The following is a 23,028-nucleotide window of genomic DNA, read 5'->3' as shown; positions in this document are numbered from 1 at the left end:
CACACCACAGTGCTGAAAAAAAGCCGGCTTGCTCACGCAAGCCGGCTTTTTTATTGCCGCCACAACGGGCGGCATACCAACCTCAGTCCCGCTGGGCCAGGCGGCGCTGGCGCACGGCGGCGGCCAGCCCTTGCAGCACTTGCACGCTGCTGTCCCAATCGATGCAGCCATCCGTCACGGACTGGCCATACACCAGCTCCTGGCCCGGAACGATGTCCTGGCGGCCGGCCACCAGGTGCGACTCCACCATCACGCCCACGATGCGGCTGTCGCCGCCGGCCACCTGGGCGGCGATGTCGGCGCACACCGGCACCTGGTTTTCCGGCTTCTTGCTGCTGTTGGCGTGCGAGGCGTCTATCATCACGCGCGCCGCCAGGCCCTGGGCCGAAATCGCCTTGCACGCTTCTTCCACGCTGGCCGCGTCATAGTTGGGCGCCTTGCCGCCGCGCAGGATGATGTGGCAATCCTCGTTGCCGTTGGTGGACACGATGGCCGAGTGGCCGCCCTTGGTCACCGACAGGAAATGGTGCGGCTGCGACGCGGCCTTGATGGCGTCCACCGCGATCTTGACGTTGCCGTCGGTACCGTTCTTGAAGCCCACCGGGCACGACAGGCCGGAGGCCAGTTCGCGGTGCACCTGCGACTCGGTGGTGCGGGCGCCAATCGCGCCCCAGCTGATCAGGTCGGCCACGTACTGCGGGCTGATCACGTCCAGGAACTCGGTGCCGGCCGGCAGGCCCAGCCCGTTGATGTCGCGCAGCAGTTCGCGCGCCATGCGCAGGCCGTCGTTGATGCGGAAGCTGTTGTCCATGTAGGGGTCGTTGATCAGGCCCTTCCAGCCCACCGTGGTGCGCGGCTTTTCGAAGTACACCCGCATCACGATTTCCAGGTCGGCGCCCAGTTCCTGGCGCAGCGGCGCCAGGCGGCGCGCGTATTCCATGGCGGCCTTGGGATCGTGGATGGAGCACGGGCCGATCACCACCATCAGGCGGTCGTCCTGGCCGTGCAGGATGCGGTGCAGCGCGATGCGCGCATTGGCCGCGGTCTGCTCCGCCACTTCCGTGCACGGGAATTCACGGATCAGGTGGGAGGGTGGCGTCAATTCCTTCATTTCGCGTATGCGCAAGTCATCGGTACGGGGCATGCTGTGTTACTCCTATGGGTAAAAAAAAACCGCCATCGCTGGCGGTTTTCTTGGATTCTGCTGGAACTCGTGTTTGCTTTTACGTGTACCGGCCGCTACTCCACCGCCTTGGGTTGGAATTGCCAAAAGTAAAAGTAGCCGGTAAAGAAAAAGCGGATCATGTGAGTGTCCAGATAAGGTCTGACGACTATAGCAATAGACACGCGGGCTTGGCAAGCAAAATTTTGTTCGGCCAAGAAATGAATTTTAGAATTTTCTGTCTCCAAAGCGCCACAAACCATATGGGCGCCGACGCACCCCTGATGCAGATCATGCTTGCAGCAAGTGTTCACCTCAAGACTGGGGCTTCCCAATTCGAGGAGTATCACCATGCCATCCACCCCTACCTTGCTGCGCCTGTGCGCCGGCGGCGCCGTGCTGTTGAGCTGCACGGTCCAGGCCCAGACCGAAACCCAGGACCAGCCCGCCCCCGTGCAGCGCGTCGAAATCACCGGCTCGTCCATCCGCCGCATCGCGGCCGAAACGGCGCTGCCCATCACCACCGTGCGCGCCGAGGACTTCGCGCGCCAGGGCCTGACCACGGCCCAGGACGTCCTCAACAGCATCCCCATGAACCAGAGTTCGCAGGGCGCCAGCCAGTCGGTCGGCGCCGGCACCGGCGGCCAGGCCCAGGCCGATTTGCGCGGCCTGGGCGGGCAGCGCACCCTGGTGCTGCTGAACGGCCGCCGCCTGGCGCCGCATCCGTTCAACGGCGACAGCGTGGACTTGAACGTGATCCCGCTGGCGGCCCTGGACCGGGTCGAAATCCTGCGCGACGGCGCCTCCGCCGTGTACGGCAGCGACGCCATCGGCGGCGTGGTCAACTTCATCACCAAACGGCAGGTGACAGGCGGCGCCATCACCATCGAAGGCTACCAGCCGGAAGCCAGCGGCGGCGGCGACGAACGGCGCGCCAACATCAGCGGCGGCTTCGGCGACCTGGCCACGGACGGCTTCAACCTGTGGGGCGTGGCCGACGTGCACCGCCAGAAAGCGCTGCCGGCCACGGCGCGCGCCTTTTCCAGTACCGGGATACGGCCCGAGCACGGCGTCAGCAAAACCAGCGGCACGCCCTACCCCGCCAACTTCTATTCCGACAACGGCATCAGCGGCAACCCGTATTTCGCCAGCGGCTGCCGGCCGCCGGCCTCGGTACCCAACACGGGTGGCTCGCCCACATGCCGCTACGACTATTCGCGCGAGGTGGACGACCTGCCGCGCACCAAACAGGAAACGTATCTGGGGCGCGCCACCATCCGCCTCGACAACGACAACAACGCCGGCCTGGAACTACTGCATGCGCGCAGCACCAACGAAGCCAGGGTGGCGCCGCCGCCGCTGGCCGGCATCGCCATGATCATGCACGCCAGCAGCCCCTACTACCCGGGCGGCAGCGCCGGGGTGCCGGCCGTGGCCGGCCTGGCGGGCGAAGACCTGGACATCAGCTGGCGCCCGCTGGTGACGGGACGCCGGGCCGGCTTCGACACCAGCACCACCGACCGGGGCGTGCTGAGCGCCGAGGGCACGCTGCGCGGCTGGGACTACAGCGCGGGCCTGAGCCACTCGGTCAGCAAGGCCGCCAGCGCCTTCACCGGCGGCTACGTGGTCGACCAGCGCATGGTGGAAGGCGTGGGCAGCGGCCTGCTCAATCCCTTCGGCGAACAAAGCGCCGAGGGATTGGCCTACCTGAACGACTCGCTGCTATTGGGCGAATACCTGAACGCGCGCATGCGCAGCACGGCGCTGGACGTGCGCGCCAGCCGCGAGCTGGGCACGCTGGCCGGCGGCGCGCTGGGCTTTGCCATCGGCGGCGAGGCGCGCAAGGACAAGGCCCTGTACCGTGTCAACCGCGCCCTGGCCTCGCAGGCCTCCAGTTCCGGCTATGCGGACGCCCAGGACCAGGATGGCCAGCGCAAGCTGTACGCCGTGTTCGCCGAACTGAACGCGCCCGTCATCAAGGACCTGGAGCTGAACGCGGCGGCGCGCTACGACCATTACGACGACGTCGGCCACAGTTTCACGCCCAAGCTCAGTGCGCGCTGGCAGGCGCGGCCCGAAGTGCTGCTGCGCGCATCCTGGAACCGCGGCTTCCGCGCGCCCACCCTGTTCGACCTGCATGGGCCGCAGACGGTCACCAATTCCTCCGATACCTGGGATGATCCGCTGCTGTGCCCGGGCGGGGTGCTGGCGCCGGGCGCCAATCCGAATTTGTCCTGCAACCAGCAGCAGAACGTGCGCCTGGGCGGCAATCCGGACGTCAAGCCGGAGCGTTCCAAGACCTGGAGCGCGGGCGTGGTGTTCGAGCCGGTGCGCAGCCTGACCGTGTCGCTGGACTACTGGAACATCGCGCTGCGCAACCAGATCAGCGCGCTGGCCGAGCAGACCGTGTTCAACAACTATCCGAAGTATGCCGGGCTGTTCCACTACAACGCGGCCGGCAACCGCCTGGACTATGTCTCGCTGATCACCAACAACCTCGGTGAAGTGAAATCGGCCGGGGTCGATGTCGGCCTGCTGTGGCGCCTGCCGCGCAGCGCCTACGGCGCCTGGGCGCTGCAGGTGGACGGCACCTGGGTGCGCAAGTACGATTACCAGAACGAGCCGGGCGGCCCGTTCACGGAAAACGTGGGCGTGTACGCCGACGCCTCGCCGGTGTTCCGCTGGCGCCACAACGCCACCCTGCAGTGGCACCTGGGACCGTGGAGCGCGGCCCTCAGCAACCGCTACCTGTCCGGCTACACCGACCAGAACGCCGTCGATCCGCCATATGCGCGCGAGGTGTCCTCGTATTCGGTGTGGTCGCTGTCCGGCAGCTATACGGGCATCAGGAACGTCGACCTGACGGTGGGCGTGCGCAACCTGGCCGACAAGGAACCGCCCTACACCAACCAGGGCACCACCTTCCAGCAAGGCTACGATCCGCGCTACACCGACCCGCTGGGCCGCACCTGGTACGCGCGCGCCACCTACAAGTTCTAAGCCGTTGACAGCGGCCCGGCCCCGGCTTAGCATGGGATGACATTATAAAAAAATACATCCCATGACGTGCTTATACCGATGGCTTGCATCCATGGTGCTGCTGGCATGCGGCATGGCGGCGGCACAGCCCAGCCAGCAGCGCGCCATGCTGTCCAGCATGCGGCCCATGGTCATGCACGCCGCCGGCATCGGCCTGCAGCCAGGTTCGGGCTGGATCGTGCTGAGCGGCCCCATCGTCGACGCCATGGCCGATGCGCTCGGCAAGGCGGCAGCGCAGGACCGCAGCCTGCACAGCGTGCTGATCGATTCGGGGGGCGGCGACCTCGATGCGGCGCTGCGCATGGCCACCGTATTGCGCGAGCGGCGCATGCACCTGGTGGTGGATGGACGCTGCCTGTCGGCCTGCGCCAGCTATCTGTTCCCGGCAGCCGCCACCAAGTCCGTGATGCCCGGCTCGGTGCTGGCCATCCACGGCGCCACCGTGCATTACATGGGCGGCGGACGGCTCAAGTCCAGGGCCGCCAGCGAAACGGCTTCCGGTCTGGACACGCTGGAGCTCGCGCCGCGGCGCGCGGAGCTGATGGCCTTGCTGGAGCGGGCCGAACGGCAGCGGCGCGCCCTGGGCCTGCGCGACACCCTGGATGCCAGCTTCGCCCTCTACCTGGCGCATCGCAAGGCCTTGTTCGGCACCGACGCCATCACCGCCACCCAGCACGCCGCCGGCTGCCCGGCCCACCAGATGTGGGCGCTGGACCGGGCCCAGCTGGAAGCGGCAGGCGTGACCGGCATAGAAGAATTCTGGTATCCGGCGGACGCGGCCCAGCGCCAGCGCGTGGCCTCCACGACGGGACTGGCGCCGGGCTTTTTCTACTATGGTCCCGCCGCAGGCCTGGAGCAACTGTGCACCGCCCCGCTGCCGCTGCTGGAGCGCGTGCGGCTGTGGGGCGTGCGCGCCGTGACGGCGCTGCGCGGCAGCTAGCGGAGCAGCCTCACGCGGTGCCGCCCACCGTCACGCCGTCGATGCGCAGGGTGGGTTGGCCGACGCCGACCGGCACGCTCTGGCCCTCCTTGCCGCACACGCCCACGCCCGGGTCCAGGCGCATGTCATTGCCTATCATCGACACGCGGGTCAGCACCTCGGGGCCGTTGCCGATCAGGGTGGCGCCCTTGACCGGATGGGTGACCTTGCCATCCTCGATCATGTAGGCCTCGCTGGCGGAGAACACGAACTTGCCGTTGGTGATGTCGACCTGGCCGCCGCCGAAGTTGACCGCATACAGGCCGTGCTTGACCGAAGCCAGGATCTCGGCCGGGTCCTTGTCGCCCGCCAGCATGTAAGTGTTGGTCATGCGCGGCATGGGTAAATGGGCGAACGATTCGCGGCGCGCATTGCCGGTCACCGGCATCTTCATCAGGCGCGCATTCATGCTGTCCTGGAGGTAGCCGGTCAGGACGCCATCCTCGATCAGGGTGGTGCACTGGGTCGGGTTGCCCTCGTCGTCCATGTTGAGCGAGCCGCGCCGGTCCGGCAGGGTGCCGTCGTCCACCACGGTCACGCCGCGCGCCGCCACCTGCTCGCCGATGCGGCCGGCGAAGGTGGACGAACCCTTGCGGTTGAAATCGCCCTCCAGCCCGTGGCCTATGGCTTCGTGCAGCAGGATGCCGGGCCAGCCCGGCCCCAGCACGATGGTCATGGGACCGGCCGGGGCCGGACGCGCCTCCAGGTTGACCAGGGCGCCGCGCACCGCCTCGTCGGCGTAGGACTGCAGCAGCGCATCGCTGAAATAGCCATAGTCGTAGCGCCCGCCGCCGCCCGAGGAACCGGTTTCGCGGCGGCCGTTGTGCTCCACGATCACCGTCACCGAGACCCGCACCAGCGGCCGGATGTCGGCCGCCAGCAGGCCATCGCTGCGCGCCACCAGCACCACGTCGTATTCGCCGGCCAGGCTGGCCATGACCTGCACCACGCGCGGGTCGCGCGCCCGGGCCATGTGCTCGATGCGCTCCAGCAGACTGACCTTGGCGGCCGCGTCCAGCGAGGCCAGCGGATCGTGCGGCAAATACAGCGAACGGCCGCCGTGGGGCGTCATGGCGCCCGCGACCTTGACCTTGCCGGAACCGGCGCGGGCGATGGTGCGGGTGGCGGCCGCCGCTTCCAGCAGGGCCGCTTCCGAGATATCGTCCGAGTAGGCAAAGGCGGTGCGCTCGCCCGACACGGCGCGCACGCCCACGCCCTGGTCGATCGAGAAGCTGCCGGTCTTGACGATGCCTTCCTCCAGGCTCCAGCCCTCGTTCTTGGTGAACTGGAAGTAGAGGTCGGCGTAATCGACCTTGTGGGTGTACATGCTGCCCATGGCCTTGAGCAGCTTGGCCTCGTCCAGGCCGAAGGGCGTCAGCAGCAAGTCGCGGGCGACGGCCAGCGCGGACAGGTTGGGTTCGAATAATTTCATGGGATGCCTTTACATGAAGGACGTGCGCGCGGCGCACGCCCTCCTTCGATACTTTACATGGTACGGTGCTTGAGGGCCGGCAGGCTGCTGCGCACGCCCTCGATGTAGGCGGGATCGATCTCGCCGCTGACCACGCCCTCGCCTTCCGGCAGCATGGCCTTGACCTCGCCCCAGGGATCGACCAGCAGGCTGTGGCCCCAGGTGCGGCGGCCGTTGGGATGCAGGCCGCCCTGGGCCGCCGCCAGCACATAGCACTGGTTCTCAATGGCGCGCGCGCGCAGCAACACTTCCCAGTGGGCCTGGCCGGTGGTGTAGGTGAAGGCGGCCGGCACCACGATCAGGTCCAGCGGCCCCATGGCGCGGTACAGCTCGGGGAAACGCAAATCGTAGCAGACCGACATGCCGACCTTGCCCACCTCCGTCTCCACCGTGCCCATGTGCTTGCCCGGCACGATGGTTTTCGATTCGTTATAGGACTCGCTGCCCTTGGTGAAGCCGAACAGGTGGATCTTGTCGTAGCGGCCCACGTGCGCCCCCTGCGGGTCGTACACCAGCGTCGTGTTGATCACCTTGGCCGGATCGTCCGAGGCCAGCGGCAGCGTGCCGCCGATCAGCCAGATGCCGTGCTGGCGCGCCGCCGAGGACATGAAATCCTGGATCGGACCGCTGCCCAGCGGCTCGGCGTGCGCCACCTTGTCGCTGTCATGGCGGCCCATGATGGCCCAGTACTCGGGCAGCAGCACCAGGCGGGCCCCGGTGGCGGCGGCCTCGGCGATCAGGCGGCGGGCGGTCTCGATGTTATCCTTGACCTCGGGCGAGGACACCATTTGTACGGCGGCGACTTTGTTCATGGCGGCAGATCCAGAAAGGGAAATAAGCGTTAGCTTAATGCATACCGGACGGTTGTGCCTCGGCCTTGGGCGCATCCAGCTTGGTCACCACCGGCGCCTTCCACGGGCCGCTCACCTGCATGTGGTAGGTCAGCGCCTTCATCACGGGTGCGCTGAGGAACAGCTGGGCCAGGAAGCTGCCCAGGCCGATCACCGGATTGACGGCCAGCGCATACACCAGCGGCGCCGTGCCCAGGTTGACCTCGGGGATCACCACCACGTGCAGGTTGGCGGTTTCGTTGGCGATGTCGGCCTGGCCGTCCATCAGCACGGTGGCGGCCACGCCATGCATTTTCAGGTTGTCGGTCTTGAGCACGCCCTTGCTGATGGCGGCGTTGGCCGTGATGCCGTCGAAGGCCAGCCCTTCCGAGAACACGTCGTGGAAATCCAGCTTGAGCAGGCGCGGCAGGGCCTGCAGGCTGAGTACGCCCAGCAGCTTGGCCGCGCCCGGGTCCTGCTTGAGAAACTGGCCCTTGTCCACGCTCATGCTGATCTGGCCCGACAGGCTGGCCGTGTCGAAGGCGTAGGGCAGGCCCTTCCAGCTGATGTCGCCCGCCAGCTTGCCGGTCCCGCCCTTGAGCGTGCCCGCGAAGCCGAAGCGGTCCAGCAGCTTGCCGGCGTCGGTGATGTTCAGTTCGAAGTTGAGCGCCGTGGTGTGCACCCCGCCGCGCGTGGTCCAGCGCCCGCTGCCACCCAGCTGGCCGTCCGGGTTGGCCAGCGCCAGCTTGCTGATGCGCCATTCGCGCACCCCATCCTGGGTGCTATTATAGGCTTGCAGGTCGAGCCGGCCCAGGGGCTTGTTGAACAGTTCGAAACGTTCCACCACCACGTCCAGCGCCGGGATGGTGGCGGCCGCGCTGCCCTGGCCGTCCAGCAAATCCTGCACCTCGCCCGCCGCCGATTCCGGTATCACCAGCGAAGACAGGCGCGCCGTCACCTTGCCCAGGGTGGCGCTGGTGGACGATTCGGCCCAGGTCAGGTAGCCGTTGGCCTGGGTCGATTGCAGGTTGGCTTGCCAGATGGCCTTCTGGTGAGACACGCCCAGCACCACGTTTTCCAGCTTGCGCTCGCCAACCACCAGTTCGCTGGTGCGCGCCGCGATGGCGTCCGGCACCACGTATTCGCTGAAGTCGGCGCCGCTATCGGCGCCGCCGCCATCCGCCGGGGCATCGTTGCCCGCCACCGCCTTGCCGAAATCGATCCAGTGGTCGGCGTTGACGGTGCGCAAGTTGACGTTGAGGGCCATGCCGCTGTCCGGCTCGGGCGCCGGCGCGTTCACGCCTATGCCGCCGCGCACCAGCTTCCACGCCGTCCTGCCAGCGATTTTCTGGCGCTGGTAGCGGGCCGCCACGGCCGGTCCCAGGTTGATGCGGATATCGTCGCGCAGCACGCCGCCGGCGTCCGCCTGCAAGCCGGTGTTAAGCACGAAGCGCAGCGGCATGGCGTCGGCGGCAGGCTTGGCCAGCGGCGCCGGCAAGTCCAGGCCCAGGCCATTGAGCGGCGACTCGACCGCCACCTGCAGCTGGTGGTCGTGCACGGTGACGGTGCCGGTGTAGCGCGTGCCGCCCGAAAAATGGCTGGCCAGGCGCTGCATGACAGGCGACGGATATTGTTTGCGGAAACCATCCGCCGTCAGGCCGCCGGCCAGGCGCACCACGATGGAGTTGTCCTTCTGGCTGCCGCCCGTAATCGACACCGGGCCGCCCAAAAAGCCGCCCGACAGCGCGTTCAGGTTGACGCCGTGCTCGTTGAATTCGATCTTCCCCTGGGCGCCGGTGACGGGCGGCATATCGTTCATGAGCACGATGTCATTGTTTTGCAGCTGCAGCGCGCCCTGCACCCGGGCGTCGATCACGTGCGCCAGCGGCAGGCCCAATTTCAGCGCCAGGCGCGCATTGCCGCTGGCCTGCGTTTCCTCGGTGAAGTGCGAAATCCATTCCAGCACCGGGCTGGCAGCCACGTACTTGAGGAATTCCTGCATGGGGCCGGCCGCGTTGCCCTCGATCTCCAGCTGGGAATCGTGGAGGGTCAGGTCGGGGATCACGGCTTTCACGCCGGTGAGGGCCACCCCGCCGGTGGTGGCGGTGTCGCCCCGGATTTCCATGCGGGCGCGCTCGAACACGAAGCTGCCCTTGATGTTCTCGGCCTGCGGCCAGTAGGGCGACTTGCCGTCGTGGGCGTAATGGCCGGGGGTGTAGTTCAGCTTGCCGTGCTCCAGGCGGCCGGCCACCCGGAACTCGCCCTTGGCGCGTTCGGCAGGAATGGCGGCGTTGAAGGGGAAATGCGCCAGTTCGCCGCGCAGGCGCAGGCTGACGTCGCTGGCGGTGCCGCCTTCCAGGGCGCCGGTCAGCCAGTCGCGCAGGTCGTGCGGGGTCTGCATGGGCAGGTAGCGGCCGATGCGGTTGATCTGAAAGCCGGTCAGCTTGCCGGTGATATCCACCGTGCCCATGCCCTTGCCGGCCAGCGGCACGGTGTGGCTGCCGGACAGCGAGCCGCTCAGGCCTTCCTGCACGAAGTCCATGGCGTCGATCTGGAACAGCAGCTGATTGTCCGGCTCGAACGACCAGCGCGCCTGCATGTCCAGCTTGTCGAAAGGCATGGCCGCATCGCTGAAGTAATCGGGCATTTGCAGCACCAGCTGCCGGGATTCCAGGCGGAAGCTGCCGCCGCGCTCGTTCGCATCGATGGAGCCGGTCAGGTTGTCGAAGCCGGGGATGGCGGGCACGCCGGCAATGGCCGGGCTTTTCGCGGTTTTCGGCTGGGCCGGGTGGGCCGGCTGCGGCTTCATGCTCAGCCCCACCAGCTCGCCCTTGATGCGGTAGCTCTGCAAGGCCGGGAAAGCGCCCTGCCATTCGGCCGAGAAATTGCGCAGCAGGCCGCTGGGGGCGATATCGGCCAGCATCTGGTGCTGGCGCTGCTTGAGCGGCAGGCGCGCGGCCAGGCCGGCCATGCTGCGCAAGTCCAGCTGCGGGGCGCGGATCTCGACCTGCTCCGCGCGCGCGCCGCTGGCCGCCGTGTAGCGCGCGCTGGCCGTGGTGGGCGCCAGCTCCAGGCCGTCGTGGGTGGTCAGGGCGATGTCTTTCAGCTCGGCGCTGAAGGCGCGCGCGCCGAAGATGGGCAGCGGCTTGACGGCGCGGCCGGCGGCCGGCAGCGCGGGCTGCTCCTCGCGCAGGGTCAGGCGGCCGGTCAGGCGGCGCAGGTCCAGCAGCGGCAACTCCGGGCCCAGCACGGCGCTCACGTTGCCCAGGGCAATATCGGCCGTGACGGCGGTCAGGCGCGCCTGGTCGATGCTGAGCCAGGTCCGCAGCCCGCCCTGGGCCGCGCTCAGCTCGAACGGGAAATCGGCATAGGCTTTCCAGGCCACCAGGTCCACCCCGCGCAGGTCGGCGTACAGCTCGCCCTTCCACATCGACACATTGGAGGGTTGGGCGCCGAAGGCCGGATGCAGGAAATCGGCGCGCACATCCAGCGGCGCGCCCAGCGCGGCGGGCGGCGTGGCGCGCAGGCCGACCTGGTGGCGCCGCCACTGGTTGTGCAGCACCAGGCTGACCTGCTGCAGCGCCAGCGGCGCCGCGCCGCGCCGCACGTCGTTCCAGGTCACGCTGCCCTCGCGGATGACGATCTCGCGCTGGGCCAGCAGCAGGTCGGCGGCCTTGCCGTCGCCCTGGTGCGCCAGGTCGACCGCCACCCCGGCCACGTACAGCCTGCCGTCGGCCTCGCGCCGCACGTCCAGCGACGGGCGTATCAGTTCCAGGCTGTGGAAGCGCGGCGAGGCCGAGGGCAGGCTCCACCAGGACAGCACGGCCGACACGCTGGGCAGGGACAGCACCTGGCGCCCCCGGGCGTCGTGCAGCACCACATCGCCCAGGAACAGGCTGGGACGGTAGCCGCTCCAGGAGGCATAGATGCGGTCTATGGTGACGGGATTGCCGAGCGCGCGGCTGGCCAGGCGCTCGATATCGCCCTTGTAATGGTCGATATTCGGCAGCACCGCGTAGCGCAGCGCCAGGAACAGCAGCACGAAACCGAAATACAGCAGCAGCGCCAGCTTGATGGTGAAGCCAAGCACGTGGTGGCTGGCCTGGTTGCAAATCCGATAGGCGGCACGCAGCCGGTGCCAGCGCACGGCCCAGGGCGTGTCGCCTGCCACGGTCTCCTCTTCGGTTTTTTGCATCAATAAGCTAATAAAAATCGGGCCCGGCGTAAAATAGTGTTCGCGGAGCATTCTACCGCATAGCATAGGCAACATAAGCCGTTTCAGCCGCCTGCCGCGCGGGTTTTACATCGCGTTACCGCCAGCTGAACCAACCTTACACATGAGACACGCCGCCTGATGACCCACCCATCCCTGACTTCCGCCTCCCGCTACTACCAGCGCTGGCTGGCCGCCGCCCCGGAGCGCGCCGCCAAGATAGACGAACTGGTCCAATTATCGCTGGATCAGATCAATCTTGCTGATTTTTTGGCAAAGGAATCCGTGGGACCGAATGGCGCGGCGCTGCCGCTCATGCGCGCCATGCGCCGCCTGCGCGCCCTGCTGGTCTGCGGCCTGATACGGCGCGACCTGGAGGGCAGCGCCGGCCTGGCCGAGGTGGTGGCCGCCATGACCCGCTTTGCCGACTTCGCCATCGGCCAGCATCTGGCGGCCTTGCATGCCGAGATGGCGGCCCTGCATGGCGAGCCCATCGGCAACGAATCCGGCCTGCCGCAGCAATTGATGGTGCTGGCCATGGGCAAGCACGGCGGCGGCGAGCTCAACGTGTCATCGGACGTCGACCTGATCTTCGTCTACCCCGAAGATGGCGAGACCGCCGCCGGCGAGGGCCAGCGCGGCCTGTCCAACCACGAATTCTTCATCCGCCTGGGCAAGAAGCTCATTGCCGCCCTGGCCGAGATCACCGAGGATGGCTACACCTTCCGGGTCGATATGGCGCTGCGCCCGAACGGCGCCTCCGGTCCGCTGGCGGCCAGCCTGGGCATGGTGGAAAACTACCTGATCGTGCAGGGCCGCGAGTGGGAGCGCTACGCCTGGGTAAAAGCGCGCGCCATCACCGGGCGCGCCGAGGATATCGCCGCGCTGGACGCCATTGTGCGGCCCTTCGTGTTCCGCCGCTACCTGGACTTCGGGGTGATTGACGCCATCCGCAACATGCATGCCCAGATCCGCGCCGAGGTCAACCGCCAGGAGCGGCTGCACCCGGACCGCAGCAACAACGTCAAGCTGGGACGGGGAGGCATCCGCGAGATCGAGTTCCTGGCCCAGGTATTCCAGCTGATACGGGGCGGGCGCGACCCGGCCCTGCGCGACCGCTCCACCCGCGCCACCCTGCGCACCATCGCCGAGAAGGGCCTGCTCCCGCAGGATACGGTGGATCAATTATTGGCCTCCTACACCTTCCTGCGCAACCTGGAACACCGCCTGCAATACCTGGACGACGCCCAGACCCACACCATCCCCGCCAGCGAGGCCGACCGCGAAGTGGTGGCCCGCATGATGGGCCTGCCCGACGCCGCCACCCTGCTGGCGCAGTTGGACGGCCACCGCCGCTACGTGGCCGAACAGTTCGACGCCATCTTTGCCGACAAGGGCGGTGCCGAAGGCGACATCGACCCGCAATCCATCAGCGACTGCGCCGATCCCGACAACCGCGAGGCCATCGAGGCGCGCTTCGCCGCCCTGGGCTTCAGCGACCCGGCCGCCGCCGCCAAGCGCCTGATCGCCACCTGGCAGGCGCCGCGTTTGCAATCGCTGCCGGAAGCCAGCCGCAACCGCCTGGTGACCCTGGTCAACCTGGCCCTGCCCCTGATCGCCGAGGCTGCGGCCGAATCGAGCGCCGGCAGCCAGCAGGCCACGCTGGGCCGGCTGCTGGACTTCCTGGAGGCCATCGCGCGCCGCGCAGCCTACCTGTCGCTGCTGACCGAATACCCGCGCACCCTGGCGCGCGTGATACGCATGGTGCACGCCAGCGGCTGGGCCGCCCAGTTCCTCAGCCAGCATCCCATCCTGCTCGATGAATTGCTGGACGACCGCCTGCTGGGCGCCGTGTTCGACCCGGCCGCAGTCACCGCCGAGCTGGAGCAGGCGCTCGCCAACGCGCCCGGCGACACCGAGCGGCAAATGGACATCCTGCGTGAAATCCACCACGCCCAGCTGTTCCACCTGCTGGCCCAGGACCTGGCCGGCAACCTGACCGTGGAAACCCTGGCCGACCACCTGTCGGCCCTGGCCGACGTGCTGGTGGCGGCCACCCTCAAGGCCGTGTGGCAGACCGTGGCCACGCGCCACCGCGAGGTGCCCAGGTTCGCCGTGATCGCCTACGGCAAGCTGGGCGGCAAGGAGCTGGGCTATGTGTCCGACCTGGACGTGGTGTTCCTGTACGACGACGCCGACCAGGACGCCCCGGCCCAGTACGCCAAGCTGGCGCAGCGCTTCATCACCTGGATGACCTCGCACACCCCGGCCGGCATCCTGTTCGACATCGACACCGCCCTGCGCCCGGACGGCGCCAGCGGCATGCTGGTGTCCAGCGTGGCCGCCTTCGAGCGCTACCAGGAAAAATCGGCCTGGGTGTGGGAACACCAGGCCCTCACGCGCGGCCGCTACTGCGCCGGCGACGCCGCCATCGGCGAACGCTTCGACCAGATCCGCTGCGCCGTGCTGCGCCAGCGCCGTCCGGATGAGGGACCGTTGAAGAAAGAGGTGCTGGACATGCGCAAGCGCATGCTGGACGCCAAGCCCAACCGCTCGCAGCTGTTCGACCTCAAGCAGGACCCGGGCGGCATGATAGACATCGAATTCATGGTCCAGTACCTGGTGCTCAGGCACGCGGCCGACCACCGCGAACTGACCGCCAACTCAGGCAATATCGCCCTGCTGCGCACCTGCGGCGAACTGGGACTGGTCGACCCGGCGCTGGCGGCCGAGGTAGCCGACGCCTACCGCAAGTTCCGCAAGCTGCAGCACCAGCTGCGCTTGCAGGGCCCGGACCTGGCCCGGGTCGATCCCTCACTGGTGACGGCCGAAGCAGCCGCCGTGCGCCGTTTATGGGAGGAAATTTTCACCTAAGCACTATTTTCGTGCATTTGTTGCTTTTTTGCGAATTCAACAGTGTGCACGTTTACATGCCTGGCTTGCGTGGATACAGTCAACAGTTACATAAAATGTAACACATAAGAATAAACTGTATTCACCACCTCAAAGGAGTCAGGAATGATGAAGGAAAGAGCCCTATCCCGCTCGGTACGCATGATCTGCGTCGGCGGTGCTGCACTGAGCCTGCAGCTGGCGTATGCCCAAGAGGAAGCGCCGATGCAGAAAGTCCAGGTGACGGGCTCGCGCCTGTCCTCGCCCAACGCGGACTCGTCCTCGCCGCTGCAGGTGCTGACGGCGGTGGACATCGCCCAGTCCGGCGTGGTCAACCTGCAGGACTTGCTGCAGAAAAACCCCACCATCGGTACGCCCACGCTGAGCCGCACCAATTCCAACTTCCTGACCTCGGGCGGCGGCACCACCACCGTCAACCTGCGCAACCTGGGCGATTCGCGCACCCTGGTGCTGGTCAACGGCCGCCGCTTCGTGTCCGGCGTGCCGGGCGACAGCGCGGTGGACCTGAACACCATCCCCATCGACTTCATCGAACGGGTCGACCTGCTGACCGGCGGCGCCTCCTCCACCTATGGCTCGGACGCCGTGGCCGGCGTGGTCAATATCATCCTCAAGCGCAATTTCAACGGCTTCACGGCCGACGCTTCAGTGGGCCAGAGCAGCGAGGGCGACGACCACAAGAAAAAACTGGCCCTGACCTGGGGCCTGACCAGCGCCGACGGCGCCAGCAACATCATGGCCCACTTCGGCTACACCAAGCAGGGCGCCGTGTACTCCAAGGACCGGCCGGCCTCGGCGGTGGACCAGTACACCTCGCTGGACGATGGCCGCCCCGACCTGGCCTTCGTGCCCATCCGCCCCTACTACTCGGGCTACGCGCCGCAGGGCCACTTCTACGCCGACAGCACCGACTTCACCTACGACAAGAACGGCAACATCATCCCGTGGTCGACCAACGGCAGCGCCACCCAGGCCGCCACCGGCTTCAACCGCTCCGAATACCGCACCATCGCCGTGCCCACCGAGCGCTACCTGTTTGCCACCAGCGGCAACTACGCCATCAACGCCAACCACAGCGCCTTCTTCGAGGGCACCTATGCCTCGACCAAGGTCAGCACCAATATCGAACCCTTCCCGCTGGGCTCGGACAATATCTATGCCGACGGCCAAGTGCCGGCCGGCACCCTGGTCAACGGCGTACTCGTGAAAAATCCGCTGGTGCCGCAATACCTGTACAGCCGCATCAGCGACAACAACGACGACGGCATCCCCGACTATTTCTTCACCCGCCGCCTGTCCGAGTTCGGCCCGCGCCACAGCGACGCCGACCGCAGCACCTTCCGCCTGGCCACCGGGCTCAAGGGCGTGTTCACCCTGGGCACGGAATGGAACTACGATACCTACCTGGTGTACGGCAAGACCAAGGAATCCCAGGTCTCGACCGGCCAGGTCAACGTGCTCAACATGCGCAACGCGCTGCAAGCCATCCCCGACCCGGCCAATCCCGGCCAGGCCATCTGCGCCGACGCCACCGCGCGCTCGCAGGGCTGCGTGCCGATCAATATCTTCGGCTACAACGCCGTGTCGCCCGCCGCGCTCAAGTACGTGACCGCGCCCGGCTCGCTGGACAATGCCATCGTGCAGAAACTGGTGGGCGGCTCCATCAACGGCGACGTCTTCGAACTGCCGGCCGGCAAGGTCGGACTGGCGGCCGGCTTCGAATGGCGCAGCGAGGATTCCAGCAGCGTGGCCGACCCGCTGACCCAGGCCGGCCTGAACGCCGGCAACGCGATTCCTCCCACCTACGGCAACTTCACCGTCAAGGAAGTGTTCCTGGAAACCCGGGTGCCCCTGCTCAAGGATAAATTCCTGGCGCGCCAGCTGGACTTCAACGGCGCCTTCCGCCACGGCGACTACTCCACCGTGGGCAGCACCAACAGCTGGAACGCCGGCCTGGAGTGGGCGCCGCTGCAGGACGTGAAATTCCGCGCCACCCGCGCCGTGTCCACCCGCGCGCCCAACATCAACGAGCTGTACTCGCCTCCCAGCCAGGACTTCCCCAGCATCACCGACCCCTGCCTGGGCGTGACCCTGACCAGCAGCGACGCCACCAGCGTGGCCTGCCGCGCCGCCCCCGGCGTGCTGGCCAACATCAACGCCAACGGCGGCGTGTTCAAGCTGAACCAGGCCGACATCCAGGGCGTCTCCGGCTACAACCGTGGCAACCCGGACCTCAAGGCCGAACAGGGCCGCTCCACCACCATAGGCGTGGTGCTGACCCCGCGTTCCATCCCGGCGCTCAGCAAGTTCACCTTCACCATCGATTACTTCGACATCAAGATTTCGGACGCCATCGTCAGCACCCCGCGCCAGTTCGCCCTGCAGCAATGCTACGGCGGCGGCAACACCAGCTTCTGCAACTTCATCACCCGCCGCCCCACCGCCAACGGCAACTACAGCGCCGGTTCCATCCAGTACAGCGACACGGCGGTGTCCAACAGCGGCGGCCTGGGCACGCGCGGCATCGACCTGACGGCCGGCTGGGCCGACCGGGTCGGTCCGGGCCGCCTGAGCGCCAACCTGGCCTACACCCACCTGAAAACCCTGTGGAACCGTCCGCTGCCGGGCGAGGACGTGGACCAGTCGGCCGGCGAGCTGGAATCGCCCAAGAACAAGGCCGTCATCAACCTGGCCTACAAGTGGGGCAACTTCGGCCTGGCCGCCACCACCACCTACACCGGACCGGTGGTGCTGGACGACCAGTTCCTGGCCCAGTACAACCTGGCGCCAGGCGCGGTGCGGGTCGGTTCGCGCACCTACCAGGACTTCCAGCTGACCTATGACGTGAAGAAGAACTGGCAGCTCTACCTGGGCCTGGACAATGCCTTCAACACCAAGGCCCCGCCCATCATCAGCGGCATCCAGGGCGACACCACCGGCACCGAGACCGACGCCAGCGCCTACGACCCCATCGGCCGCCGCTACTACGTGGGCCTGCGTGTGAGCCTGTAACTGCATCTGTCACCAGGCGAACCATAAAAAAACCCCTCCCAGGCCTGCGCCGGGAGGGGTTTTTTGTTGGACCTGCGCGATTACTTGGCGTTCATCAGCGCCACGGTGGTGTCCAGCATGCGGTTCGAGAAGCCCCACTCGTTGTCGTACCAGGACGAAACCTTCACCAGGCGGCCCGAGACCTTGGTCAGGGTGGCGTCGAAATTCGACGATGCCGGGTTGTGGTTGTAGTCCACCGACACCAGCGGCTCGGTGTTGTAGGTCAGCACGCCGGCCAGCGGACCTTCTGCGGCGGCCTTCAGCAGGGCGTTGACTTCATCCACGGTGGTGTCGCGCTTGGCGATGAAGGACAGGTCGACGATGGACACGTTGATGGTCGGCACGCGGATGGCGTAGCCGTCCAGCTTGCCGTTCAGCTCGGGCAGCACCAGGCCCACCGCGGCGGCGGCGCCGGTCTTGGTCGGGATCATGGACTGGGTGGCGGAACGGGCGCGGCGCAGGTCTTCATGCATCACGTCGGTCAGCACCTGGTCGTTGGTGTAGGCGTGCACGGTGGTCATCAGGCCGTTTTCCAGGCCGATGGCGTCGTTCAGCGGCTTGACCAGCGGGGCCAGGCAGTTGGTGGTGCAGGACGCGTTCGAGATCACGGTGTCGGTCGCCTTCAGCACGCCGTGGTTGACGCCGTACACGATGGTGGCGTCCACATCCTTGCCGCCCGGGGCCGAGATGATGACTTTCTTGGCGCCGCCCTTCAGGTGGGCCGAGGCCTTTTCCTTGGTAGTGAAGAAGCCGGTGCACTCCAGCACCACGTCCACGCCCAGGTCGCCCCAGGGGATTTCAGCTGGGTTGCGCTGGGCGAACACGCGGATCACGTCGCCGTTCACGATCAGGTTGTCGCCGTCCACTTCCACGGTGCCGGGGAACTTGCCGTGCGCGGTGTCGTAGCGGGTCAGGTGGGCGTTGGCCTTGGCGTCGCCCAGGTCGTTGATGGCCACGATCTGGATGTCCTGCTTCTTGCCGCCTTCGTAGAAAGCGCGCAGCACATTGCGGCCGATGCGGCCGTAGCCGTTGATTGCAACTTTGATCGTCATACTTTGCTCCTGATTAAAAAAATCTTCTCGAATTCTTCTTGTAGCAGCGATTATAGATTAAGCAATCACCGATTTGACTTTTGCGACAACATTTTCAACCGTGAAGCCGAAGTGCTTGAACAGCACGCCGGCCGGGGCCGACTCGCCAAAGGTGTCGATACCGACCACGGCGCCTTCCAGGCCGACGTACTTGTACCAGAAGTCGGTCACGCCGGCTTCGATGGCCACGCGCGGTACTCCCTTGGTGAGCACGCTGGCCTTGTAGGCGGCGTCCTGGCGGTCGAACACCTCGGTCGACGGCATGGATACCACGCGCACCTTGATGCCTTCGGCGTTCAGGGCCGAGGCGGCGGCCACGGCCAGCTCGACTTCGGAACCGGTGGCAATCAGGATGGCCTGGGCTTCGGCCACGTCGTTCAGCACATAGCCGCCGCGGGCGATATTGGCCACGGTGGCCTCGTCGCGCTCCTGGTAAGGCAGGTTCTGGCGCGAGAAGATCAGGCTGGAAGGACCGTTCTTGCGCTTGACCGCCTCGCCCCAGGCCACCATGGACTCGGTGGTGTCGGCCGGACGCCAGTTGTCCAGGTTGGGGATCAGGCGCAGCGAGGATACGTGCTCGACCGACTGGTGGGTCGGGCCGTCCTCGCCCAGGCCGATGGAGTCATGGGTGAACACGAAGATGGAGCGCTGCTTCATCAGCGCGGCCATGCGCAGGGCGTTGCGGCTGTAATCGGAGAAGGTCAGGAAGGTGGCGCCGAACGGGATGTAGCCGCCGTGCAGGGCGATGCCGTTCATGATGGCGCTCATGCCGAACTCGCGCACGCCGTAGTTGATGTGGTTGCCGGTCTTGCCGGAACGCAGGTTGACCGATTCCTTCCAGTTGGTCAGGTTGGAGCCGGTCAGGTCGGCCGAGCCGCCCAGGAATTCCGGCAGCACCGGGGCCAGGGCCTGGATGGCGTTCTGGCTGGCCTTGCGGGTGGCGATGGTTTCCTTCTTCTCCACGGTGGCGGCAATGGCGGCGGCCAGGGTGGACTCGAAATTGGCGGGCAGCTCGCCGGCCATGCGGCGGCTCAGCTCGGCCGCTTCGGCCGGGTACTTGGCGCTGTATTCGGCGAACTTGGCGCTCCACTCGGCTTCATGGGCGGCGCCGGCGGCCTTGCCGTCCCAGGCGCTGTAGATGTCGGCCGGGATCTCGAACGGGGCCGCGCTCCAGCCTATGTATTCGCGGACGGCGGCGATTTCCTTGTCGCCCAGGGCGGCGCCGTGCACCTTGTCGCCGCCTTGCAGGTTGGGCGAGCCCTTGCCGATGATGGTCTTGCAGCAGATCAGGGTCGGCTTGTCGGATTGCTTGGCGGCGGCGATGGCGGCGGCCACGGCGGCCACGTCATGGCCATCCACGGCGCGTATCACGTTCCAGCCGTAGGATTCGAAGCGTTTCGGGGTGTCGTCGGTGAACCAGCCTTCCACCTTGCCGTCGATCGAGATGCCGTTGTCGTCGTACAGGGCGATCAGCTTCTTCAGGCCCAGGGTGCCGGCCAGCGAGCACACTTCATGCGAGATGCCTTCCATCAGGCAGCCGTCGCCCAGGAAAGCGTAAGTGTAATGGTCGACCACGTCCAGGCCCGGCTTGTTGAACTCGGCCGCCAGCAGGTACTCGGCCAGCGCCATGCCGACAGCGTTGGCGATGCCCTGGCCCAGCGGGCCGGTGGTGGTTTCCACGCCGGGGGTGATGTCCACTTCCGGGTGGCCCGGGGTCTTGGAGTGCAGCTGGCGGAAGTCGCGGATGTCGTCCATGGTGACGGCGTAGCCGCTCAGGTGCAGCAGAGCATAGTGCAGCATGGAGCCGTGGCCGTTGGACAGCAGGAAGCGGTCGCGGTTGGGCCATTTCGGATTGGCCGGATTGTGGCGGTAGTGTCCGCTCCACAGGGCAACAGCGATCTCGGCCATGCCCATGGGCATGCCGGGGTGGCCGGAATTGGCCTTCTGGACGGCGTCCATCGCCAGCGCGCGGATCGCGTTAGCCATTTGGGTGGTGGGGAGCGTAGAGGTCATGGTCGTTCTATCACAGAAGTTTGGTAACTGAGTATGGAAACGGGGAGCAAGCGGCGGTAGGGGCTGCGCCTGGCTGCAGAACCAACTATTTTACCAGAGGCCCAGTGCTGCCATTAAAATTGGCGCTTTCCCCTCACCCTCTTGCCATATAGATATGCCGCGTTTTTACCATCCCGGTCCGCTAGCCGTCGGCCAGATCGCCGCCCTGCCCGAGACCGTCGCCCACCATGTCCAGGTCCTGCGCCTGGCAGAGGGCGACCTGGTCACCCTGTTCAACGGCGAAGGCGGCGAATACAGCGCCACCCTGGTCCAGCTGGGCAAGCGCAGCGCCAGCGCCGAGGTCAAGGTCCATCACCCGCGCGAGGCGGAAACACCGTACGCCATCACCCTGGCCCAGGCCCTGCCGGAGGCCAGCAAGATGGACTGGATAGTGGAAAAGGCGGTGGAACTGGGCGTGGCCGGGATACAGCCGCTGGCCGCGCAGCGCTGCGTGGTGCGCCTGAATGCCGAGCGCGCCGGGAAAAAGCTGGGGCACTGGCAGGGCATCATCGTCTCGGCCTCCGAGCAGAGCGGGCGCAACCGCCTGGCCCGGCTGGCGCCGCCGCAGGATTACCACCAGTGGATAGGCCAGCAGGACTTGCACAAGCGCGTCATCCTCAGCCCGCGCGCGGAGCAGTCGCTGGCCGACTGGGCCCGCCACCAGCCGCCCCAGGCCCTGACCCTGGTGATCGGCCCCGAAGGCGGCCTGACCCGTGAGGAGGAAGACCTGGCGCTGGCGCACGGCGCCCTGGCCCTGTCCATGGGACCGCGCATCCTGCGCACCGAAACCGCCGGCCTGGCGGCGCTGGCCATCCTGAACGCCCACTGGGGCGGCATGTAACTTGCTCCCGCTGCGAGGGCCATCACTTTAGAACAGGACACCATGCCCATCGCTCCCACTGATATCGCCGCCCTGGAAGCCATTGCCATCCAGACCGCCCAGGCTGGCCGCGAAGACGACGCCGCCCGCCTGTGGGCGCGCCTGCTGGAGCTGGCCCCCGGCCACGAGCGCGCCCTCAATGCGCTGGGCAAGCGCGCCTTCAAATACGGCGATCTGGCCACGGCGCGCCAGCTGTTCGAGCGCCTGGTGCGTGCCGCCCCCCGGCAGCCGCAGCACTGGGTGCAGCTGGCCCTGGTGTGCCAGGGCCTGCGCGACGAGGCCGGCGAGGAAGCGGCCCTGACCGGCGCCCTGACGGCCGATCCCAGCGACCTGCTGGGCCTGATCCTGCGCGCCAATCTGCTGGAGCGCCAAGGCCGCAGCCACGAGGCGGCCGGGGTGTACGGCGCCGTGGCCAGCGTGGCGCCGCCGCCGGCCCAGCTAGCGCCCGAGCTGCGGCCGGCCGTCAGCCACGCCATGCAATACCGGGGCGCCTACCAGCAGCGCTACGGCGCCTTCCTCGACGATTTCCTGGCGCCGCACTATGCCGAGCTGCAGGGCGAACAGCTGGGCCGCTTCCGCGAGTCGGTCGACATCATGCTGGGCCGCAAGCGGCGCTACGAGTCGCAATCCATGATGTACCACTATCCCGGCCTGCTGCCCGTGCCCTTCTTCGAGCGCGCAGATTTTCCCTGGCTGGACGCCTTCGAGGCCGGCACCGATGCCGTGCGCGAGGAATTCCTGCAAGTGCTGGCGCGCGAGGAAGGCTTCACGCCCTACCTCACCTATCCGGACGACGTGCCGCACAACCAGTTCGCCGAACTGAACAACTCGCCACGCTGGAGCGCCTGGCATTTGATCAAGGATGGCGCCACCGTGGCCGGCCACGCCGTGCAATGCCCGGCCACCATGGCCCTGCTGGGCACGGCGCCGCAGCCGGACCAGCCGGGCCGCACGCCCAGCGCCATGTTCTCGCTGCTCAAGCCCAAGACGCGTATCCCGCCGCACACCGGGGTCAGCAACGCGCGCCTGGTGTGCCATTTGCCGCTGATCGTGCCGCCAGGCTGCGGCTTCCGGGTCGGCAACGAGACCCGCCAGTGGGCGCCGGGCCAGGCCTGGGTGTTCGACGACACCATCGAGCACGAAGCCTGGAACGACAGCGACAAGCTGCGCGTGATCCTGATCTTCGACATCTGGCACCCGGCCCTGAGCGCGGCCGAGCGGCGCTTGATCACCGCCATGACCGAAGGCATCAACCGCTTCCGCGGCGGCGACGGCGGCTACGGGCTATAAAAAAGGCGGGCCCGCAGGCCCGCCAAAATCTACACGGCAATGCAGGCGGGCCCACGG

The 23,028-nt window shown here is 67.1% G+C and carries 13 protein-coding genes; 6 read left to right on the top strand and 7 right to left on the bottom strand.

What is annotated here, in order from left to right; genetic code table 11:
* Positions 1 to 82 precede the first annotated feature (82 nt).
* Together aroG and ACLB1G_RS13315 are read right to left on the bottom strand one after the other, a co-directional pair.
* Entirely contained in the window at positions 83 to 1,144 is a 1,062-nt protein-coding gene (gene aroG / locus ACLB1G_RS13320) for a 3-deoxy-7-phosphoheptulonate synthase AroG (protein ID WP_491627691.1), read from the bottom strand.
* Between the two features lie 95 nt (positions 1,145 to 1,239).
* Positions 1,240 to 1,515, bottom strand: a complete 276-nt coding sequence (locus ACLB1G_RS13315; protein WP_491627690.1) for a hypothetical protein — start codon at positions 1,513 to 1,515, stop codon at positions 1,240 to 1,242.
* Here ACLB1G_RS13315 and ACLB1G_RS13310 point away from each other — a divergent pair.
* Positions 1,514 to 4,162, top strand: coding sequence for a TonB-dependent receptor (locus ACLB1G_RS13310; RefSeq protein ID WP_491627689.1), 2,649 nt, complete (start codon positions 1,514 to 1,516; stop codon positions 4,160 to 4,162). The genes ACLB1G_RS13315 and ACLB1G_RS13310 overlap by 2 nt on opposite strands.
* A 91-nt stretch (positions 4,163 to 4,253) precedes the next feature.
* Positions 4,254 to 5,141 carry a hypothetical protein gene (locus tag ACLB1G_RS13305; protein ID WP_491627688.1) on the top strand — a complete coding sequence of 296 codons (888 nt, stop codon included), beginning with the start codon at positions 4,254 to 4,256 and terminating at the stop codon, positions 5,139 to 5,141.
* A 10-nt stretch (positions 5,142 to 5,151) separates the two neighbouring features.
* Here the strand turns inward: ACLB1G_RS13305 and tldD are convergent, their stop codons facing one another.
* Genes tldD through ACLB1G_RS13290 form a run of 3 tightly spaced genes read right to left on the bottom strand, consistent with a single transcriptional unit; the run spans position 5,152 to position 11,676 of the window.
* Positions 5,152 to 6,612 carry a metalloprotease TldD gene (gene tldD, locus ACLB1G_RS13300; RefSeq protein WP_491627687.1) on the bottom strand — a complete coding sequence of 487 codons (1,461 nt, stop codon included), beginning with the start codon at positions 6,610 to 6,612 and terminating at the stop codon, positions 5,152 to 5,154.
* Between the two features lie 53 nt (positions 6,613 to 6,665).
* The gene (locus ACLB1G_RS13295; RefSeq protein ID WP_491627686.1) at positions 6,666 to 7,463 is read right to left on the bottom strand and encodes a carbon-nitrogen hydrolase family protein; all 798 of its coding nucleotides are present in this window, start codon (positions 7,461 to 7,463) and stop codon (positions 6,666 to 6,668) included.
* Between the two features lie 34 nt (positions 7,464 to 7,497).
* Entirely contained in the window at positions 7,498 to 11,676 is a 4,179-nt protein-coding gene (locus tag ACLB1G_RS13290) for a YhdP family protein (protein ID WP_491627685.1), read from the bottom strand.
* A gap of 159 nt (positions 11,677 to 11,835) precedes the next feature.
* Here ACLB1G_RS13290 and glnE point away from each other — a divergent pair, with 159 nt between their 5' ends.
* On the top strand, positions 11,836 to 14,568 hold the full coding sequence (gene glnE, locus ACLB1G_RS13285) for a bifunctional [glutamate--ammonia ligase]-adenylyl-L-tyrosine phosphorylase/[glutamate--ammonia-ligase] adenylyltransferase (protein ID WP_491627684.1): 2,733 nt from the start codon (positions 11,836 to 11,838) through the stop codon (positions 14,566 to 14,568).
* 144 nt (positions 14,569 to 14,712) lie between these two features.
* Entirely contained in the window at positions 14,713 to 17,619 is a 2,907-nt protein-coding gene (locus ACLB1G_RS13280) for a TonB-dependent receptor domain-containing protein (RefSeq protein ID WP_491627683.1), read from the top strand.
* Positions 17,620 to 17,699: 80 nt separating this feature from the next.
* Here ACLB1G_RS13280 and gap read toward each other — a convergent pair whose 3' ends face one another.
* Positions 17,700 to 18,710: a type I glyceraldehyde-3-phosphate dehydrogenase gene (gene gap / locus ACLB1G_RS13275; RefSeq protein WP_491627682.1), complete on the bottom strand. Its 1,011-nt coding sequence runs from the start codon at positions 18,708 to 18,710 to the stop codon at positions 17,700 to 17,702.
* A 57-nt stretch (positions 18,711 to 18,767) separates the two neighbouring features.
* Positions 18,768 to 20,762 (bottom strand): transketolase, encoded by a 1,995-nt coding sequence (tkt, locus tag ACLB1G_RS13270; RefSeq protein ID WP_491627681.1) that lies wholly within the window; start codon positions 20,760 to 20,762, stop codon positions 18,768 to 18,770.
* A gap of 154 nt (positions 20,763 to 20,916) precedes the next feature.
* Between tkt and ACLB1G_RS13265 the strand changes: the two genes are divergently transcribed.
* Both ACLB1G_RS13265 and ACLB1G_RS13260 read left to right on the top strand, forming a co-directional pair.
* Positions 20,917 to 21,642: a 16S rRNA (uracil(1498)-N(3))-methyltransferase gene (locus tag ACLB1G_RS13265; RefSeq protein WP_491627680.1), complete on the top strand. Its 726-nt coding sequence runs from the start codon at positions 20,917 to 20,919 to the stop codon at positions 21,640 to 21,642.
* Positions 21,643 to 21,684: 42 nt separating this feature from the next.
* Positions 21,685 to 22,971, top strand: coding sequence for an aspartyl/asparaginyl beta-hydroxylase domain-containing protein (locus ACLB1G_RS13260; protein ID WP_491627679.1), 1,287 nt, complete (start codon positions 21,685 to 21,687; stop codon positions 22,969 to 22,971).
* Positions 22,972 to 23,028 lie beyond the last annotated feature (57 nt).

It is taken from the genome of Duganella kummerowiae (assembly GCF_053572355.1).
This window is presented reverse-complemented; position numbering and strand designations above follow the sequence as displayed.

What these genes read in the sequence shown, in the direction of transcription:
- glnE (WP_491627684.1), top strand. Translation starts at nt 11,836, where the DNA reads ATGACCCACCCATCCCTGACTTCCGCCTCCCGCTACTACCAGCGCTGG.
- ACLB1G_RS13310 (WP_491627689.1), top strand. Translation starts at nt 1,514, where the DNA reads ATGCCATCCACCCCTACCTTGCTGCGCCTGTGCGCCGGCGGCGCCGTG.
- ACLB1G_RS13260 (WP_491627679.1), top strand. Translation starts at nt 21,685, where the DNA reads ATGCCCATCGCTCCCACTGATATCGCCGCCCTGGAAGCCATTGCCATC.
- tkt (WP_491627681.1), bottom strand. Translation starts at nt 20,762, where the DNA reads ATGACCTCTACGCTCCCCACCACCCAAATGGCTAACGCGATCCGCGCG.
- ACLB1G_RS13290 (WP_491627685.1), bottom strand. Translation starts at nt 11,676, where the DNA reads ATGCAAAAAACCGAAGAGGAGACCGTGGCAGGCGACACGCCCTGGGCC.
- ACLB1G_RS13315 (WP_491627690.1), bottom strand. Translation starts at nt 1,515, where the DNA reads ATGGTGATACTCCTCGAATTGGGAAGCCCCAGTCTTGAGGTGAACACT.
- ACLB1G_RS13280 (WP_491627683.1), top strand. Translation starts at nt 14,713, where the DNA reads ATGATGAAGGAAAGAGCCCTATCCCGCTCGGTACGCATGATCTGCGTC.
- aroG (WP_491627691.1), bottom strand. Translation starts at nt 1,144, where the DNA reads ATGCCCCGTACCGATGACTTGCGCATACGCGAAATGAAGGAATTGACG.
- ACLB1G_RS13305 (WP_491627688.1), top strand. Translation starts at nt 4,254, where the DNA reads ATGGTGCTGCTGGCATGCGGCATGGCGGCGGCACAGCCCAGCCAGCAG.
- ACLB1G_RS13295 (WP_491627686.1), bottom strand. Translation starts at nt 7,463, where the DNA reads ATGAACAAAGTCGCCGCCGTACAAATGGTGTCCTCGCCCGAGGTCAAG.
- gap (WP_491627682.1), bottom strand. Translation starts at nt 18,710, where the DNA reads ATGACGATCAAAGTTGCAATCAACGGCTACGGCCGCATCGGCCGCAAT.
- tldD (WP_491627687.1), bottom strand. Translation starts at nt 6,612, where the DNA reads ATGAAATTATTCGAACCCAACCTGTCCGCGCTGGCCGTCGCCCGCGAC.
- ACLB1G_RS13265 (WP_491627680.1), top strand. Translation starts at nt 20,917, where the DNA reads ATGCCGCGTTTTTACCATCCCGGTCCGCTAGCCGTCGGCCAGATCGCC.